The 17576-nt window shown below is 60.6% G+C and carries 17 protein-coding genes and 1 other RNA gene; 12 read left to right on the forward strand and 6 right to left on the reverse strand.

Annotation, left to right across the window (positions count from 1 at the left end):
• The first annotated feature begins 35 nt into the window (after window positions 1–35).
• The 5 genes from JH25_RS05355 (at window position 36) to JH25_RS05340 (ending at window position 5343) form a co-directional block, all read left to right on the forward strand.
• A complete protein-coding gene (locus JH25_RS05355) occupies window positions 36–1202 on the forward strand; it encodes a zinc-binding metallopeptidase family protein (RefSeq protein ID WP_032879945.1) in 1167 nt (388 codons plus the stop codon).
• 135 nt (window positions 1203–1337) lie between these two features.
• Window positions 1338–1434: signal recognition particle sRNA small type (ffs, locus tag JH25_RS28310), an RNA gene on the forward strand.
• Window positions 1435–1584: 150 nt separating this feature from the next.
• Window positions 1585–3546 (forward strand): AAA family ATPase, encoded by a 1962-nt coding sequence (locus JH25_RS05350; protein ID WP_032879946.1) that lies wholly within the window; start codon window positions 1585–1587, stop codon window positions 3544–3546.
• A 158-nt stretch (window positions 3547–3704) separates the two neighbouring features.
• A complete protein-coding gene (locus JH25_RS05345) occupies window positions 3705–4751 on the forward strand; it encodes an N-acetylmuramidase family protein (RefSeq protein ID WP_032879947.1) in 1047 nt (348 codons plus the stop codon).
• Window position 4752: 1 nt separating this feature from the next.
• Window positions 4753–5343 carry a hypothetical protein gene (locus JH25_RS05340; RefSeq protein ID WP_032879948.1) on the forward strand — a complete coding sequence of 197 codons (591 nt, stop codon included), beginning with the start codon at window positions 4753–4755 and terminating at the stop codon, window positions 5341–5343.
• Between the two features lie 113 nt (window positions 5344–5456).
• Here the strand turns inward: JH25_RS05340 and JH25_RS05335 are convergent, their stop codons facing one another.
• Window positions 5457–6320 carry a LysR family transcriptional regulator gene (locus JH25_RS05335; RefSeq protein WP_032879949.1) on the reverse strand — a complete coding sequence of 288 codons (864 nt, stop codon included), beginning with the start codon at window positions 6318–6320 and terminating at the stop codon, window positions 5457–5459.
• Between the two features lie 99 nt (window positions 6321–6419).
• Between JH25_RS05335 and JH25_RS05330 the strand changes: the two genes are divergently transcribed.
• The 6 genes from JH25_RS05330 (at window position 6420) to JH25_RS05305 (ending at window position 13077) form a co-directional block, all read left to right on the forward strand.
• Complete coding sequence (locus JH25_RS05330; RefSeq protein WP_032879950.1) at window positions 6420–7361, forward strand: DMT family transporter; 942 nt, start codon at window positions 6420–6422, stop codon at window positions 7359–7361.
• Between the two features lie 77 nt (window positions 7362–7438).
• A complete protein-coding gene (gene dnaX / locus JH25_RS05325) occupies window positions 7439–9505 on the forward strand; it encodes a DNA polymerase III subunit gamma/tau (RefSeq protein WP_032879951.1) in 2067 nt (688 codons plus the stop codon).
• 43 nt (window positions 9506–9548) lie between these two features.
• Complete coding sequence (locus tag JH25_RS05320; RefSeq protein ID WP_003193199.1) at window positions 9549–9887, forward strand: YbaB/EbfC family nucleoid-associated protein; 339 nt, start codon at window positions 9549–9551, stop codon at window positions 9885–9887.
• A gap of 139 nt (window positions 9888–10026) precedes the next feature.
• Window positions 10027–11061 (forward strand): NADP-dependent oxidoreductase, encoded by a 1035-nt coding sequence (locus tag JH25_RS05315; RefSeq protein WP_032879952.1) that lies wholly within the window; start codon window positions 10027–10029, stop codon window positions 11059–11061.
• Window positions 11062–11127: 66 nt separating this feature from the next.
• Window positions 11128–11730: a recombination mediator RecR gene (recR, locus tag JH25_RS05310; RefSeq protein WP_005790294.1), complete on the forward strand. Its 603-nt coding sequence runs from the start codon at window positions 11128–11130 to the stop codon at window positions 11728–11730.
• 198 nt (window positions 11731–11928) lie between these two features.
• Entirely contained in the window at window positions 11929–13077 is a 1149-nt protein-coding gene (locus JH25_RS05305) for an acyl-CoA dehydrogenase family protein (RefSeq protein ID WP_032879953.1), read from the forward strand.
• A 117-nt stretch (window positions 13078–13194) separates the two neighbouring features.
• Here JH25_RS05305 and JH25_RS05300 read toward each other — a convergent pair whose 3' ends face one another.
• On the reverse strand, window positions 13195–13743 hold the full coding sequence (locus JH25_RS05300; protein ID WP_005790291.1) for an adenine phosphoribosyltransferase: 549 nt from the start codon (window positions 13741–13743) through the stop codon (window positions 13195–13197).
• A gap of 78 nt (window positions 13744–13821) precedes the next feature.
• A complete protein-coding gene (fnr, locus tag JH25_RS05295) occupies window positions 13822–14556 on the reverse strand; it encodes a fumarate/nitrate reduction transcriptional regulator Fnr (RefSeq protein WP_005790290.1) in 735 nt (244 codons plus the stop codon).
• Between the two features lie 155 nt (window positions 14557–14711).
• Here fnr and JH25_RS05290 point away from each other — a divergent pair, with 155 nt between their 5' ends.
• Entirely contained in the window at window positions 14712–15173 is a 462-nt protein-coding gene (locus JH25_RS05290) for a hypothetical protein (RefSeq protein WP_032879954.1), read from the forward strand.
• Between the two features lie 6 nt (window positions 15174–15179).
• Here JH25_RS05290 and hemN read toward each other — a convergent pair whose 3' ends face one another.
• The 3 genes from hemN to ccoS all read right to left on the reverse strand — a co-directional run bounded on the left by hemN (window position 15180) and on the right by ccoS (window position 17554).
• Window positions 15180–16562, reverse strand: coding sequence for an oxygen-independent coproporphyrinogen III oxidase (gene hemN / locus JH25_RS05285; protein WP_032879955.1), 1383 nt, complete (start codon window positions 16560–16562; stop codon window positions 15180–15182).
• A 103-nt stretch (window positions 16563–16665) separates the two neighbouring features.
• Window positions 16666–17349 carry a sulfite exporter TauE/SafE family protein gene (locus JH25_RS05280; protein ID WP_032879956.1) on the reverse strand — a complete coding sequence of 228 codons (684 nt, stop codon included), beginning with the start codon at window positions 17347–17349 and terminating at the stop codon, window positions 16666–16668.
• Complete coding sequence (gene ccoS / locus JH25_RS05275; protein WP_032879957.1) at window positions 17342–17554, reverse strand: cbb3-type cytochrome oxidase assembly protein CcoS; 213 nt, start codon at window positions 17552–17554, stop codon at window positions 17342–17344. The genes JH25_RS05280 and ccoS overlap by 8 nt, the downstream gene beginning before the upstream one ends.
• Window positions 17555–17576: the final 22 nt, after the last annotated feature.

Here is a 17576-nt window from a genome sequence, read left to right on the forward strand (position 1 = left end):
TGATCTAGTCTCTGTCACCCCAGGGAGAGCCCGCCATGTTCCGTTACTTCGAGCAACTCAGTTCGCGCATCGCCGCCCCGTTCATGGCTCAAACCTCGCGCAACAGCAAGGTGTGGCAATGCCGCTGCGGCCAGTCTTTATTCTTTCGCAACAGCCAATGCCTGGCCTGCCAGGCGGTGCTGGGTTATCTGCCGCAGCAAAGCCGTTTGTCTTCCCTGCAACCCGGCCCTGTCGTTGACACTTGGCTGGCGGATGACGCACTCGATGCCGGGGCCTGGCGTCGCTGTGCCAACCTCGACTCACCGGCCGCGTGCAACTGGCTGATCCCCGCCCACACCACTGCGTCGCTGTGCGTGGCCTGTAGCCTGAATCGCACTATTCCTGATCTATCCATCCCGGAAAACCCCGAACGCTGGCGCAAGGTCGAAACTGCCAAGCGTCGGCTAGTGGCACAACTGATCAGCCTGGGCCTGCAGGTGGTGCCCAAGAGCGTTGACGAAGACACCGGGCTGGCCTTCGACTTCATCGGGACTGACCTGGCAGGCAATGCGCCGACCACTGGCCATGCCAACGGCCTGATCACCCTCGATATCAAGGAAGCCGACGATGCTCACCGCGAAAAAGTCCGCGTACAGATGCGTGAGCCTTACCGCACCTTGCTCGGTCATTTTCGCCATGAAGTCGGCCACTATTACTGGGATCGGCTGATTGCCAACAGCCACTGGCTTGACGCTTTTCGCACCTTGTTCGGCGATGAGCACGCCAGTTACGCCGAAGCGCTCGACCAGCATTATCAGAACGGCCCGCGTCCGGACTGGCAGCAAACCTGCGTCAGCGCCTACGCCACCATGCATCCCTGGGAAGACTGGGCTGAAACCTGGGCCCATTACCTGCACATGATGGACGCGGTGGACACCGCGTTGGGCTTTGGCATGAGCGCCCGCGAGATGGACCTGGACTACCAACCGTTCCCGCTGACAACGCTGTATGACCCGGCACACCCCGGCGGCCCGGCGTTCCTCTCGTTCGTCAATGCCTGGATCGAGCTGGCCGGTATGCTCAACGAACTGTCCCGCGCCATGGGCCAGCCGGATTTCTACCCCTTCGTGCTGCCGCCGGGGGTGATAGCCAAGTTGCACTTTATCCACCTGGTCATCCAGGAAGAGGGTGGCAGAGCGGACGAGGTTCTGCAGGCTCAGTGATTGCCCCTGTGGGAGGGGTAATTGCAGAGGGCCATGGCAAGTACTTGAAGCTTCTCATTTTTTACGGTTGTAACTTCCGATCAGATCGGTACAATGGCGCGGCTTGCCGAGAGGCTTGCGTCGTTATGGTGACCCCATCGGTCCCCCCGCAACGATTACCCGTGAACCTGGTCAGAGCCGGAAGGCAGCAGCCACAGCGGGAACATTGTGTGCCGGGGTGTGGCTGGTGGGGTTGCCTCCATAACGCTCCCTTCTGTTTTACCTATTCCTGAATCCATATAGTCAGCCAGTCATCTGTGACCCTTATCGCACAGTGCACGACGGCCACTCCACGACTAGTGGCATACTCCCAAGCGTGTCTTTCCCCTGGCTACGAGGCTGTATGCACTCGGAACATTTTGATTTGTCCAGCCCTGTGTTCTTGCCGATCACCGAGCAAACCTGTGTGGGTTTGTTGAGCGGTGAGGGTTTCGATGCGCTCGTAGCCCTGAGTGAGCCGGAGTTGGCGGCGGTGCTGGTGATCCAGAACCTGGCGCAGGTGCCCGAAAGCGACCTGAGCGCCAATGGTGCCGAAAAAGTGTTGGCCAAGCTGATTGACTGGGCGGTAGAGGCCAGCCATTCGGCAAGCGTCTCCCTACTCTCCGAGGCGCAGCGGCTGTTCGACCAAAGGAAGCTGTACTTCGGCCTCAATGTGGTCAAAAGCCTGAAGCTGCGTTTTCTGTTAGCGGAGGAAGTGCAGGCGCGCGACTATCTGTTGCCCAGCGGCAAGTGGGACGTAGAGTACAAAGTCCGCCATCTCAAGACCAATGATCCCTTCAGCAAGCAGATGGTCACGCCCAGGCATCGCGAGCGCTGGTTGAGTGCCGAGCAAGACAAGTTGGTCAGAACCTTCCGTGCCAACTTGAACGAAGACCTGCATGTTCAGGGCTATGCAGGTATCGGCAAGAGTCACCTGCTGGTGGCCCTGATGGAGCATCTGCGCCCGGAAAAGACCTTGTTGCTGGCACGTACCCCGGCAAAGCTGGAAACCCTGCGTGCCCGTATGGTGGGCGTACGCGAGCGAAAGGCCGGGCATACCTTCCATGCATTCGCCCACGCCTTGATGCAGGGTCCCAGGCCCAAGCCGCTGACTGCGCAGGTGAGGGCGCCGAGCAAGCAGGCACTGGCTCAGGAGCTGAATATCTTCGGCTTTCGTGGCCTGCAAGGGCAGGCTGTGGTCGACGTTTGCCTCAACGTATTGCAAGCCTACTGCCGCTCCTGGGAATACAGCCTGTCGGCGAAGCACTTGCCGCATTTCAAACAGCCGCTGTCCAGCGTTGATGCCAGGGCACTGCTCGAATATGCCAGCCGGCTATGGAGCTATCTCGAAGCGAATCCGGCCTGGGGCAGCCAGACTGGGTTTGAAGCCTTGCTGATGATCAAGCGCGCCAGCCTCGCCGGCTGCGTGGTGCCCGAGCGCTATACCCACGTCCTTATCGACGAGAGCCAGGATATTCCGGCGCCGCTGCTGCAAATCATCGAGCGGGGCCGGCAGGTGCTGATAACCCTGGGGGATGAGTATCAGCAGGCCAGTGGAGTCATGGTCAGGCGCGCCCGTGAGGTGCGCCATACGGATGTGTGTTACTCCGTGCGCTCCGGACGCAATGTCGAGCGCCTGGTCAATCCCTTGATCAGCCAGCATTCGGATAAGAACAAAGTGCTTTTCGAGGGGGCTCGGGATGCCGACGTCGGTATCGAGTTTTATCCGCTGGGCTTTGTACCGCCGCAAGGCTGCGTGGTATTGACCGCATCCCACTGGGACACAATGAAGTGGGCCATCCAGTTGAGCGAAGCCCGTTGTGCGTTCAGCCTGGCCGGTAAAGAAGCGCAGCAGTCGCTCAAGTACTTTATGGACACCGTGGTCGCGTTGTTCAAGCCTGACTTCTACAGCAGCGAGTTCAATGACAGCGGGCCCCACCCGTTTTTCAGCGATATGGCCGATTGGCAGCAAGTACGCGAGGCCTGCCAGTTCGATGAGGCGTTTCTCTGGGTCGAAGCTGAGCTGCAAAAAGGCTTTAATCTGGCGGATGTCACGCGCTTGAACAGGCAAAGCGGCCATCCGGATGAGCGCTGCCTCTTGATGTTGGCGCAAGACGCCGGTGGCATGGAGTTCAACCGGGTGTTGCTCACACCAGCGTTGTTGACCAACGTAAAGTTCCAGGATGCCTACGCGTTCGACCAGCGACTGTGTGCGGTGTATATCGCAATTTCGCGAGCAACCCAGCAGCTCTATCTGCCCTACGATGTGGTTGAGTGGCTCGACTATCACAAGTATCAGAAAACCCGCGAATTACACGGTTACTGAAGGATTTAATCCAGCTGTTTCACAACTTTGGAAAAGCCCTCTGGACAACCCCCAGACCGCCTTGTTAGCTTGCGCCGGCCACTTGTTTCAGAGCATGACAAGGGCATGGACTTGATATTGAAGTGCTATCGCTTCTCTAACTTACAAGGATGTCTGTCATGAAAAGCCTGCAAGGGTTGCCTCGACTTATCAGTGCCTCAGTCGGCGCTCCCGGCAAAGCCCGCAACTTGCCCGCCGATGTGCAGTGCATCCAATATTTATTCAACCTGATCATTCCCAAAATGGGCTTTGCCTTGCTGGAAAACGGCAAGTGCGATGGCCAGTTGGTGCAGTGCATCAGCCAGTATCAGTTCCGCCATCTCAAATATGCTCATCCCGATGGGGTGATCGACCCCACGGGGCGTACGTTCAACAGCTTGATCGAGGAAGCGGTGAAAGTACCCGTACGGGCCTTCCCGACCATGCGTATTCCGAGCTTTCTCAACGCATTGGGCAATAACAACGTCGATGCGGTGCAAGCCACGGTCAATGTCTACCTGAACCAGGTGCGTGCGGTGATCGAGGCCGAGCGGCGCAACCGCCAATTAATGCTGCAGGCCACCTGCGACGGCGGCACGACGCTGAGCGATACGGACTTCCAGAATGCTGCCAAGCAATTGGGAAACGGCATCTCGGTGAATGTGGTCAAGGCGTTCGCCACCATCGAGTCGGGCGGGAAAGTGGGGTTCGGGCCGGCCAAGCTGCCGATCATCGCCTTCGAAGGTCATCACTTTCGCAAGTACACCAAGCATATCTACGACCAGTCGCACCCGCTGCTGTCGTACGTCTACAAGAAAAAAGCCGGGCCGCAGTGGCAGACCAACAACAAGGACCAGGTCAAGGCCTGGGAAACCATGGCCACCGCTTTTGCTCTCGACCAGGAAGCGGCACTGATGTCGGCGTCCTGGGGGATGTTTCAGGTCATGGGGTTCAACTTCGCGTCGTGCGGGTTCAAGACGGTGTTCGAGTTTGCAGCGGCGTTAAAAGTAAACGCTGGTAATCAACTCAAGGCCTACCTCAGTTTTTGCAGCAAGAGCACGGCGCTGATGAGTGCGATGAAAAACAAGGATTTCACAGCCATGGCTCGTAACTATAACGGCGAGGACTACGGCAACTATGACGTGCTGATGAAACAAGCCTACGAAGCCTTTGAAGGGAAGAAATAAGATGATTCGTTTTCTGGCGATGGGAATGCTGTCGTTGTGCGCCGTGGCCCCCGCGTTTGCTGGTTCGGCCGCTTTGCATTCAGGCAAGTACGAAGGGTTGATGCTGGCGGTGACGCCCGGTAACCAGGTTGAAGGCTTTTATTCCGAAGCGATGGGCGAGGGCGTTAGCCGCCGTTGCACCTTCTACCTGCAAGGCAAGCCAGAGACGCTTACCACCTGGCTGGATGCTGCCTACCCTGGGAGTGTGGCAGTGGCGTCCGACGGTGTGGTCCTGACAGTGGAGCAGGGCCGGCAACACCCCGGCTGCATCAACGTGTTGATGCCGGAAATCGCCACGGGCCTGGACCTGACCCAGACTGCCAGCAAAAAGTGGATCGGGCTGGTGACGGTGTCTGCCGACAAGGCTTACCTGTTGAAAACTCCGGGGGGCAAGGCGGTCAAGCGTCCCTATATCGTCAAGGGTGACGTAGTGGGTGTGCTGGCGTTCAAGGACGGCTGGGCGCAGGTGGAGTTTATCAATGCGCACGACCGTTCCTTCACGGGCTGGATCAGCCAGGGCCAGTACGCACGGTTGGCTGCACCGAAGCTCTGAGAAGCTCTGAAATGTGGGAGGGGGCTTGCTCCCGATGAGGAAGCGTCAGCTAGCACCTATATTGATTGACCCACCGCTATCGGGAGCAAGCCCCCTCCCACATTTTGGCGGTGTTAGCCGAAGGTTTCGCGCAGTAGCCCGGAGAATGCATCCCGTGCAAGATGCCGCTGGGTATCTTTGTGCCAGAACAGCAAGTTGTCTACCGCTGCCAGTTCGTCGAACCGATACGATGCCAGCTGATTGGCCTGCTCATAACGCGCCAGGATGCCCTCCGGCGCCAAAGCCACGCCAATCCCCGCGCTGACGCAGCCGATGATCGTGCCCCAGCTGGTATAGCTGGCAATCGCTGGCTTGAAGTCCTGGGGCTTGAGCCAGTTTTCCAGTGCTGCGCGGTAGGGGCAGCCGGGCGGCCACACCAATAATGTGCGGCCAGCCAGGTCTTCGGGGCTGTGGATGGGCGCGCTGCACGCGCTGGCGATCAGTACCAGGCGTTCGCTGTAGACCACGCTGTGCTCCAGCTTCGTGTGTTTGCCACTGGCGGCCACGAGGGCCACATCCAGACGATGGTGTTGCAGGTCGTCCAATAGTTGCGCCCAGGCGCCGGTCACCAACTCCAGGCTGACCTCGGGATAACGCCGGTGATACTCCGCCAACAGCGGCGGCAGGCGGCCGCTGGCGCTGGATTCCACCGCGCCGATGCGCAAGGTGCCACGGGGAATCGCGCTGGCATCCACCGCACGCTTGGACTCATCCACCAACGCCAGGATGCGCTCGCAGTAATCCAGGAAGATCTCACCCGCAGCACTGATCGCCAGCCCGCGGCCGGCGCGGATAAACAACGGTGTGCCCAACTCACTTTCCAGCTGCTTGATGCGGGTGGTGATGTTGGACGGCACACAGTGCAGTTGCAGGGCGGCCTGGGCCACGCTGCCGGTTTGCGCCACGGCTCGCACCATTTTCAGTTGGGCCAGTTCCATTGCTCAGTTCCAGTGATTTCAGAAGTCAGAAACGCTTAATTGTCCTACGCCTGGCCCGGGCCAAGACTGACGGCACTCCTTCTTTTATGGATGCCATCGATGAGTACCCCGTCACCGCTCAAGCTTACGCTAGTCATTGCCAGCGTCATCCTCTGTTGGGCTTATTCACCCATAGGCGTGCATATGGGGCTGCACAGCTACAGCCCTGGCCAATTGGCGCTGCTGCGTTTCTTGATTGCGTCGCTATTCATGGCGGCTGTGGCCTGGGTAGTCGGCATTGGCCGGCCCCAGGTGCGCGACCTGCCGTGGCTGCTGGTGCTGGGTTTCTTCGGGGTGTTCCTGCACCACACCAGCCTCAATCACGGGCAGCAATGGGTGACAGCGGCGGCGTCGAGTGTGTTGGCACAGTCGGCGCCGCTGTTCAGTGTGTTGATCGCTTTTTTCTGTTTGCAGGAGCGCGTCAGCATCTGGCGTTGGAGCTGTGTACTGTTGGGGTTGGCCGGCGTGCTGGTGGTGATCTGGGGCGATCATGGTGTAGGCGATATCGACCCGCGCGGCTTGTTGATCCTGCTGGCGGCCTGCTCATGGAGCGTGTACTTCGCCATCCAGAGGCATTTCGCCCATCGCTACAGTCCATTGACGATGGCGTGCTACATGGTCTGGTCCGGCACCTTGATGCTGTGCGTGAACCTGCCGGGCCTGCCTGCCGCTATCGTGCAGGCGCCGTTGCGGGAGAACCTCGCGGTGCTGGTGTTGGGTATTTTTCCCAGTGCGTTGGCCTATCTGGCCTGGGGTTATGTGCTCAAGCACGTCGAAGTCAGCCGCGCTTCGGTGGCGATGTACCTGATTCCGCCGGTTGCCATGGTGATGGCCGCCACGCTGCTCGGTGAACAGGTGACCCTGCAGGTGATGCTGGGTGCGGTGATCGTGCTGACCAGCGTCGCCGCTATCAGCCTGGAGGGACGCTGGCGCTCAATCGTGCGGCCGGGACACCCGCAGACGCCATCTGGACGGGCAATCAAGCCAGCTTCGTCAGATTAGACGAGCGTGCCGGATGCAATTTCCCCCCTGCTCCGCTAGCATTACCGGCTTCCGCTTCCCAGTTGCGACGGTTTTCGATGAGTTATCAGGTTCTTGCACGTAAATGGCGCCCGCGCTCGTTCCGCGAAATGGTCGGCCAGACCCATGTGCTCAAGGCTCTGATCAATGCCTTGGACAGCCAGCGGCTGCACCACGCCTATCTGTTCACCGGTACTCGCGGGGTGGGCAAGACCACCATTGCGCGCATCATCGCCAAGTGCCTGAACTGTGAGACCGGTATCACGTCAACGCCTTGCGGCACCTGTTCGGTCTGCCGCGAGATCGACGAAGGGCGTTTCGTCGACCTGATCGAGATCGACGCCGCAAGCCGCACCAAGGTCGAAGACACCCGCGAGCTGCTCGACAACGTGCAGTACGCGCCGAGCCGTGGGCGCTTCAAGGTCTACCTGATCGACGAAGTGCACATGCTGTCCAGCCACTCCTTCAATGCGCTGTTGAAAACCCTGGAAGAGCCGCCGCCCTACGTTAAGTTCATCCTGGCCACCACCGACCCGCAGAAACTTCCTGCAACCATTTTGTCGCGGTGCCTGCAGTTCTCGCTGAAGAACATGACGCCCGAGCGCGTGGTCGAGCATTTGACCCATGTGCTGGGTGTCGAGAACGTACCGTTCGAAGACGACGCCCTGTGGTTGCTGGGCCGCGCTGCCGACGGTTCGATGCGCGACGCCATGAGCCTCACCGACCAGGCCATCGCTTTTGGCGAAGGCAAGGTGATGGCTGCCGATGTGCGCGCCATGCTCGGTACCCTGGACCACGGCCAGGTCTTCGACGTGCTGCACGCGCTGATCGAGGGCGACGCCAAGGCATTGCTTGAGGCCGTGCGCCACCTGTCGGAGCAAGGCCCGGACTGGAATGGCGTACTCTCGGAAATCCTCAATGTGCTGCATCGCGTCGCTATCGCCCAGGCCCTGCCGGAAGGCGTGGATAACGGCCATGGCGATCGCGACCGCGTGTTGGCCCTGGCCCAGGCATTACCGGCCGAGGATGTGCAGTTTTACTACCAGATGGGCCTGATCGGCCGCCGCGACCTGCCCCTGGCGCCGGACCCGCGGGGTGGCTTTGAAATGGTGCTGCTGCGGATGCTGGCGTTCCGGCCGGCGGATTCGGCAGACGCGCCGAGACAGCCGCTAAAGCCAGTGGGGATCAGCCAGGCCACAGTTGATTCCGCCAAACCAGTGGCTGGCGCGGCCGTTGTCGCGCCAGTAGTGGCTGCGCCTGCGCCGGTGGCGCCGGCACCTGAGCCCGAACCTGCGCCGGCTGCAGTGGCACCTGTGGTTGAGCCCGAGCCGGTTATCGAGCCCGCCCCCGTGGTCGACCTGCCCTGGAACGATCCGGTCGAAGCAGAGACTGAGCCCGAGGCTGAGCAACAGCCCGCCGTAGAACCTGTACTGGAAACTGCCGGCGAGCAGCCGGAGCTGACGCCGATGCCTGCGCCGACCCCGGACAGCGTGGTGCCGGATGCCCCTGAGTGGGTATCGGCGCCGGTTCCCGAGCCGACGGTAGCCCAGGTCGAGGCCGCGACCCCCGGCATCGACCTGGACGACGAACCGCCGCTGGACGAAGACTACATCGAGCCGGACATGGATTCGGCCTACAGCTACCTGGACGAATTGGCCAGCGAGCACACCGCCGAGCCAGCGCCCGAGCCCGAGGCAGAACCGGCTGCGGCCCCGGCCACCGGCCTGGCCCTGCAATGGCTGGAATTGTTTCCGAAATTGCCGATCTCCGGCATGACCGGGAGTATCGCCGCCAACTGCACACTGATCTCCATCGAGGGCGACCATTGGCTGCTGCACCTGGATCCGGCCCACAGCGCCTTGTTCAATGCGACCCAGCAGCGTCGGCTCAACGATGCGCTCAACCAATACCATGGGCGCACGCTGACCATCGCCATCGAACTGATCAAGCCCGAGCAGGAAACCCCGGCCCAGGCCGCGACCCGTCGGCGTCTGAACCGCCAGCGCGAGGCTGAGGATTCGATCCACGCTGATCCGCTTATCCAACAAATGATGCAACAGTTCGGTGCGGTCGTCCGCCACGATACTATTGAACCTGTCGAAGCCCCGGTGCCCCAAGCGTCATGACACCGGGCTATTTATTGATCCACGTACTTTTGAGGTGATTCCCATGATGAAAGGTGGCATGGCCGGCCTGATGAAGCAGGCACAGCAGATGCAGGAAAAAATGGCCAAGATGCAGGAAGAACTGGCCAACGCCGAAGTCACCGGTAAAGCCGGTGGCGATATGGTCAGCGTGGTGATGACCGGTCGTCACGACATCAAGCGTGTCAGCATCGACCCGAGCGTGTTGCCTGGCGTGGGCGAAGATGACCTGGAAATGCTCGAAGCGTTGTTCGCCGCAGCCGTCAACGATGCTGTGCGCAAGATCGAAGCCAATAGCCAGGACAAAATGTCCGGCGTGACGGCTGGCATGCAGCTGCCACCGGGCATGAAACTGCCGTTCTGATACAAACGTTGGCTAGACTCAAATGCCGGGCATTGCGCCTGGCATTTTTTTTGCGCGCACGAAACATCGAACCCCGGCCCGTTGCCTATGGTCTGCACCCTATACCGCTGAATTCTCATCGATAAAAGGAGCCCCGCTGATGCCTCAAGAAATGACGCTCAACCAACGCATCGTTCTGGTCTCACGCCCTCAAGGCGCACCCACGCCGGAAAACTTCCGCCTGGAACGTGTAAGCCTGCCGGATCTGGCAGACGGTCAGGTGCTGCTCAAGACGCTGTACCTGTCTTTGGACCCCTACATGCGTGGACGCATGAGTGACGCGCCGTCCTACGCCGCACCCGTGGAAATCGGCGAAGTGATGACCGGCGGTGCTGTCAGCCGTGTCGAGCAATCACGCAACCCGAAATTCGAGGTAGGTGATCTGGTGGTCGGTGCCACCGGCTGGCAGAGCCACAGTATCTGCGACGGCAAGAACCTGATGCCATTGCCCAAGGGGCTTGCGAGCCCGTCGATGGCTCTGGGCGTGTTGGGTATGCCAGGCATGACCGCTTACATGGGCCTGATGGATATCGGCCAGCCGAAAGCCGGGGAAACCCTGGTGGTGGCGGCTGCGTCCGGCGCGGTGGGCTCGGTGGTGGGGCAGGTGGCCAAGCTCAAGGGCTTGCGCGTGGTGGGGGTTGCTGGCGGTGCCGACAAGTGCCGCTATGTGGTGGATGAGCTGGGCTTTGACGCCTGTATCGACCACAAGAGCGCAGACTTCGCCCATGAGTTGGCCCTGGCCTGTTTCAAAGGCGTGGACATTTATTTCGAAAACGTCGGCGGTAAGGTCTTCGATGCGGTGCTGCCGCTGCTCAATGCCAAGGCGCGCGTGCCGCTGTGCGGGTTGATCGCCGGCTATAACGCCCATGAAACCCCCAGCGGCCCTGATCGCCTGCCGGCACTGCAACGCACCTTGCTGACCAAGCGTGTGCGTATCCAGGGCTTTATCGTGTTCGACGACTATGGCGACCGCCAGCCGGAATTCCTCAGCGCCATGGCGCCGTGGGTGCGCGATGGCAAGATCAAGTTCCGCGAGGATGTGGTCGATGGCCTGGAGCAAGCGCCTGAAGCCTTTATCGGCTTGCTGGAGGGACGCAACTTCGGCAAGTTGGTGGTGCGCGTCGCGCAAGATTGAGTATTTGACGCTAATCCGGGGCGCGGGTATAAACCGCGTCTCGTTGTTTTGTCGGACCCTTCGCCCATGAGCTTCAGCCCCCTGATTCGCCAACTGATCGACGCCCTGCGCACCTTGCCAGGTGTTGGCCAGAAAACTGCCCAGCGCATGGCGCTGCAACTGCTGGAGCGTGATCGCAGTGGCGGCACCCGCCTGGCCCAGGCTCTGAGCCAGGCCATGGAAGGCGTGGGCCACTGCCGTCAGTGCCGCACCCTCACCGAAGAAGAACTTTGCCCGCAATGCGCCGACCCCCGTCGCGACGACACGTTGCTCTGCGTGGTGGAGGGGCCGATGGATGTGTATGCAGTGGAGCAGACCGGTTATCGCGGCCGCTACTTTGTGCTCAAGGGCCACCTGTCGCCGCTCGACGGTTTGGGGCCGGAAGCCATCGGTATCCCGCAACTGGTCGCGCGCATTGAAGAGCAGGGCACCTTTAGCGAAGTGATCCTGGCGACCAACCCGACGGTGGAAGGTGAAGCCACGGCGCATTACATCGCCCAACTGCTGACCAACAAGGGCTTGATCACTTCTCGGATTGCCCATGGCGTGCCGTTGGGGGGCGAGTTGGAGTTGGTGGATGGCGGTACCTTGGCGCACTCGTTCGCAGGCCGCAAGCCGATCGCCCTTTAACGCCCATTGCAGCCCCCAATGTGGGAGCTGGCTTGCCTGCGATAGCATCACCACGGTGTAACTGAAAAACCGAGGCGCTTGCATCGCGGGCAAGCCCGGCTCCCACATTGGTTTTGTGGTGTCGGTGAAAATCGTGTACAGCTTGATAACCAAGCAAGCGCTTGGTAAGTTCGTTCCATCTCGCCATGGAGCTTGCCGATGTCTGCCTATCAGGAATACTTCGACCCCAGCCACCAATTGGTCCGCGACAGCGTGCGCCGGTTTGTCGAGCGCGAGATGTTGCCGGGCGTCGAGCACTGGGAGGAGGCTGAGAGCTTTCCTCGTGAGCTTTACCTCAAAGCTGGAGCGGCGGGCATTCTCGGGATCGGCTACCCCGAGGCATTGGGTGGGAGCCACGAAGGCGATCTGTTCGCCAAGGTCGCCGCCAGCGAAGAACTGATGCGTTGCGGTTCCGGTGGTGTGGTGGCCGGGCTCGGCTCCCTGGATATCGGTTTGCCGCCCATCGTCAAATGGGCCCGGCCTGAAGTGCGGGAGCGTATAGCGCCCCTGGTGCTGGCCGGCGAGAAAATCATCGCCCTGGCGGTTACCGAACCGAGTGGCGGCTCTGATGTCGCCAACCTGCACACCCGCGCCGTGCGTGACGGTGAGCACTACCGTGTGAGCGGTGCCAAGACCTTTATCACCAGCGGCATTCGGGCGGATTTCTATACTGTGGCGGTGCGCACCGGCGGGCCGGGCTTCGGCGGTATCAGCCTGTTGCTGATTGAAAAAGACACCCCCGGTTTCACCGTTGGCCAGCCGCTGAAGAAGATGGGCTGGTGGGCGTCGGACACGGCCGAGTTATTTTTCGACGACTGCCACGTGCCCGTCGGCAACCTCATCGGCGCTGAAAACATGGGGTTTGCCTGCATCATGGGCAACTTCCAGAGCGAGCGCCTGGCGCTGGCGCTGATGGCCAACATGACCGCGCAACTGGCCCTGGAAGAAAGCCTCAAGTGGGCCGCCCAGCGCGAAGCGTTCGGTAAACCCATCGGCAAGTTCCAGGTGCTCAAGCACCGCCTGGCGGAAATGGCCACTGCCGTGGAAGTGTCCCGCGAGTTCACTTACCGTCAGGCGGCGAAGATGGCCGCTGGCAAGAGCGTGATCAAGGAGATTTCCATGGCCAAGAACCTGGCCACGGATACAGCTGACCGGGTGACCTATGACGCGGTGCAGATGTTGGGCGGGCAGGGGTACATGCGGGGTAGCCTGGTGGAGCGGCTGTATCGGGATAATCGCATTCTGTCGATTGGTGGGGGGACGCGGGAGGTGATGAACGAAATCATCAGCAAGCAGATGGGGCTTTGACCTGCGGTGTTCTTTCGGGCCTCATCGGGAGCAAGCGCCCTCCCACATTCTTGATTGTGTTCACAAGTCAAAATGTGGGAGGGGGCTTGCTCCCGATGGGGGCGGCCCTGCTAACGACTACCTTTCAGTCAGCCCAAACTGCGTCAGGCAAAACGTGGGAATCCCCATGTCTTCCAACCGCTGCGAACCACCCAGTTCCGGTAAATCAATAATCGCCGCCGCTTCAAAGATCTGCGCGCCCATGCGCCGTACCAGGTTGGCCGCAGCAATCAGGGTGCCACCCGTGGCGATCAGGTCATCGAATATCAGCACCGAATCACCTTCGCACAGGCTGTCGGCGTGTACTTCCAGGAAGGCTTCGCCGTACTCGGTCTGGTAACCCTCGGCCAGCACGTCCGCCGGCAGCTTGCCTTGCTTGCGAAACAGGATCAGCGGCTTGTTGAGCTGGTAGGCGATGATCGAACCGATCAGGAAACCGCGGGCATCCATCGCACCGATATGCGTGAAATCGGCTTCGACATAGCGCTGGGCAAAGCTGTCGGCTACCAGGCGCAGGGCGCGGGGTGATTGGAACAGCGGGGTGATGTCACGAAAGATAACCCCAGGCTTGGGGAAGTCGATGACAGGGCGAATCAGGGATTTGATGTCGAACGAATCGAAGGTCATCGTCGCAGAGTCCTGGGCGGAAAACGGACTCGAAGTATACCTGCGGCCTTGCCGATTGGCGCGGCCGCAGTGTCTGGATCAGACCTCCAGTGAGCCCCCGGCCAATGCGCAAAGCTGGATCGGGTCGAGGATATGCACTTCCTTGCCCTCGGCAGCAATCAGCTGGTTCTGCTGGAAACGGGTAAACACGCGGGACACGGTCTCAACTGCCAGGCCCAGGTAATTGCCGATTTCATTACGCGACATGCTCAGGCGGAACTGGTTGGCCGAGAAACCACGGGCACGGAAGCGCGCCGACAGGTTGACCAGGAATGTCGCGATGCGCTCGTCGGCGGTTTTCTTCGACAGCAGCAGCATCATTTGCTGGTCGTCACGAATCTCGCGGCTCATCACGCGCATCAATTGGCGGCGCAGTTGTGGCAATTGCAGGGCCAATTCGTCCAGGCGCTCGAAAGGAATTTCGCACACCGACGTCGTCTCCAGGGCCTGGGCCGACACCGGGTGAATCTCGGTGTCCATTCCCGACAGCCCGACCAACTCGCTGGGCAGGTGGAAGCCGGTGATTTGTTCTTCGCCGCCGTCGCTGAGGCTGAACGTCTTCAATGCGCCCGAACGTACTGCATAGACGGAATCAAACTTGTCGCCCTGGCGAAACAAAAATTCGCCTTTTTTCAATGGGCGGCCGCGTTTGACGATGTCGTCCAGCGCATCCATGTCTTCCAGATTCAACGAAAGTGGCAGGCAGAGGGGAGCCAGGCTGCAATCCTTGCAATGGGCCTGGCTGTGAGCGCGCAGTTTAACTGGCTCGGACATTTCTTAAATCCTTGTGGGAAAACACACATAAGACGTAAGGGTAACGCACTGGGGTGTATGGAGGCCAGCGTGTACAAAAAACCTGTCGGTATATAAAGATCTGGCTAAAACCGCCGATAGTACTGCTATCGACTACAAATACGGCGACTCAAAACATGTTAGCCCTCAGTACTCAACTCGCTTCGCGTACTCAGATCCAGGCACAGCCCGAAACCAAGAAAGCTGCCGATTCCGATGTTGCCGCGATTCCGACAGCGGATGAAGCCAAGCCTGCCGTTTCGGTGACCATTTCCGGCGCCGCGATGAAAGCTGCCGCGGCGGAAAAAACCTCAAACAGTGACATCGACGAAAGCGGCCTGGCGGACAACGTCAAGAATCTGCTCAAGATGATTCGTGAGATCAAAAAGCAGATTGCCGAGAAACAGGCTGAGATGGCAGCGGTAATGGCCGACAGAAGTCTCAGCCCTGAACAGGCCCGTGCCCGGCTCTCCGGGCTGCAGTCAGCGTTGAGCGCGCTGCAAGCCAGCTTGACCAGCGCCCAGGCATCCCTGACCAAGGCGATGAAAGACATGAGCGCGGGTGATGCGGTCAAGGCCGCGAGCCTGGCCATGAAGTAAGAACGTCTAGATGACCCGCGAAAATCGTTGCCTGTTCTGGTGCTCCAGATAGGCATCGAACACCATGCACACTGAACGCACCAGCAAGCGCCCGGCCGGCAGCACACGAATGCCCCGGGCGTCCAACTCGATCAGGCCATCGGTGGCCATCGTCTCCAATTGCGGCCATAGCTCGGCGAAGTAGCCGCGAAAGTCGATGTTGTACGCCTGTTCGATCGCCTCGAACCCCAGGCTGAAATTGCAGATCAACTGCTGGATAACTTCCCGTCGCAGACGATCGTCAGTGGTGCAGACCAAACCACGGCTGGTTGCCAGTTGTGCGCCCGCCAAGGCGTTCTGGTAGTGGGTGAGGTCGCTGCTGTTCTGGCAATACAAGTCGCCAATCTGGCTGATCGCCGAAACGCCCAACCCAATCAGATCGCAATGCCCGTGGGTGGTATAGCCCTGGAAGTTGCGCTGCAGCTTGCCTTCCTCCTGGGCGATGGCCAGTTCGTCGTCCGGCAGGGCGAAGTGATCCATGCCGATATAGCGGTAGCCGGCCTGGGTCAGTTGTTCAATGGTGGTTTGCAGCATCAGCAGTTTTTCGGCCGGCGAGGGCAGCTCGTCGGTGTTGATCCGCCGTTGGGGCATGAAACGTTCCGGCAGATGGGCGTAGTTGAATACGGACAAGCGGTCCGGCTGCAAGCGGATGACTTCTTCCACAGTGCGCGCAAAGTTCAGCGGTGATTGCTTGGGCAAGCCGTAGATCAAATCGATATTGATCGAGCGAAATTGCAGGGTACGTGCCGCATCGATCACTGCGCGGGTCTCTTCCAGGCTTTGCAGGCGATTGACCGCTCGTTGCACCTCGGGGTCAAGGTCTTGCAGGCCGATGCTTACGCGGTTGAAACCCAGCTCGCGCAGCAGGCCCATGGTGGCCCAGTCGGCTTCGCGAGGGTCGATTTCGATGCCATAGTCGCCCGAATCATCATCGAGCAAATTGAAATGCTGGCGCAGGCAATTCATCACCTGGCGCAGTTCGTCGTGGCTGAGAAAAGTCGGTGTGCCGCCGCCAAAGTGCAATTGCTCCACTGGCTGCTTCGGATCGAGGTGGCAGGCCACCAGCTGGATTTCCTGCTGCAGGCGCTGCAAGTAGGCCTGGGCGCGACCACGGTCCTTGGTGACCACCTTGTTGCAGGCGCAGTAGTAGCAAATGTTGGCGCAGAACGGTACGTGCACATACACCGATAACGGCCGTACCGCCTTGCGGCTTTCGCGCAGGGCATGGAGCAGGTCGAAGGTGCCGACCTGGCTGTCCAATTGGACGGCGGTAGGGTAGGACGTGTAGCGCGGCCCCGCCAAGTCGTAGCGGTGAATCAGATCTGTGTCCCAACGAATGGCGTCGAGCATGCGGGCGGTCCCCCGGATTGGCTAGTGGGCCGAGTCTAGGGGCAGGGCTGGCAAGGCATGTTGATTTGCATCAACGGGGAGCGGCGCTATGCCACAGGGGCTTTCAATGACCCATGAGCCAGTGCTGATGCGGGCCCGGCAAGGTCCAGATACCGAAGATGATCACCAACAGGCCGCCGGCCATGCGCACGCTGCGTTTACGCAAGAGCGCGGTGACACGCTCCGCCGCCAGCCCGGTGGCCAGCAGCACCGGCCAGGTGCCGAGGCCGAACGCGAGCATCAGCAACGCGCTGTCCAGCGCATTGCCCTGGCTCGCGGCCCACAGCAGGGTGCTGTAGACCAAGCCGCACGGCAACCAGCCCCACAGCGCGCCCAGCAGCAAGGCGCGCGGCAGGCTCGACACCGGCAGCAAACGGTTGGCAACGGGCTGTATATGCCGCCACAGGCCGCGTCCGAGGCTTTCGATGCGGGTCAGGCCGCTCCACCAACCGGCCAGGTACAGGCCCATGCAAATCAGCAGTAACCCGGCGAGTACGCGCATGAACATCGCCGCCGGGCTGTTGGCCACCGCCCAGCCGGCCAGGCCGATCAGCAGCCCTGCCGTGGCATAGCTGAGGATGCGCCCCAGGTTGTACGCCAGCAGCAGGCGAAAGCGGCGGCTGCGTTGCTCCTTGGGGATCGCCAGGGTCAGGGCGCCCATCAGTCCGCCACACATGCCCAGGCAATGGCCGCCGCCCAGCAGGCCGAGGATCAGCGCCGAGACTAGCAGGGGCGCCAGCTCAAGCATGGGGTGGATCTTTGGGCGGTTGTTCGGGGCTGTTGGCTTGGTCGATGGCGGCCAGGTGGTTCGGGTCCTGGTCGTCGAACAACACGCTGTGGGCGGGGCCATCGAGATCCTCGTACTGGCCGCTGTCCACGGCCCAGAAGAAGATGTAGATCGCCACACCCACTAACAGCAGCGCCGCCGGAATCATCACGTATAGAGCTGGCATCTGCACTCCATGCCCACGCGGC

It is taken from the genome of Pseudomonas sp. BRG-100 (genome assembly GCF_000737955.1).
In the GTDB taxonomy this organism is placed as follows: Bacteria; Pseudomonadota; Gammaproteobacteria; order Pseudomonadales; family Pseudomonadaceae; genus Aquipseudomonas; species Aquipseudomonas synxantha_A.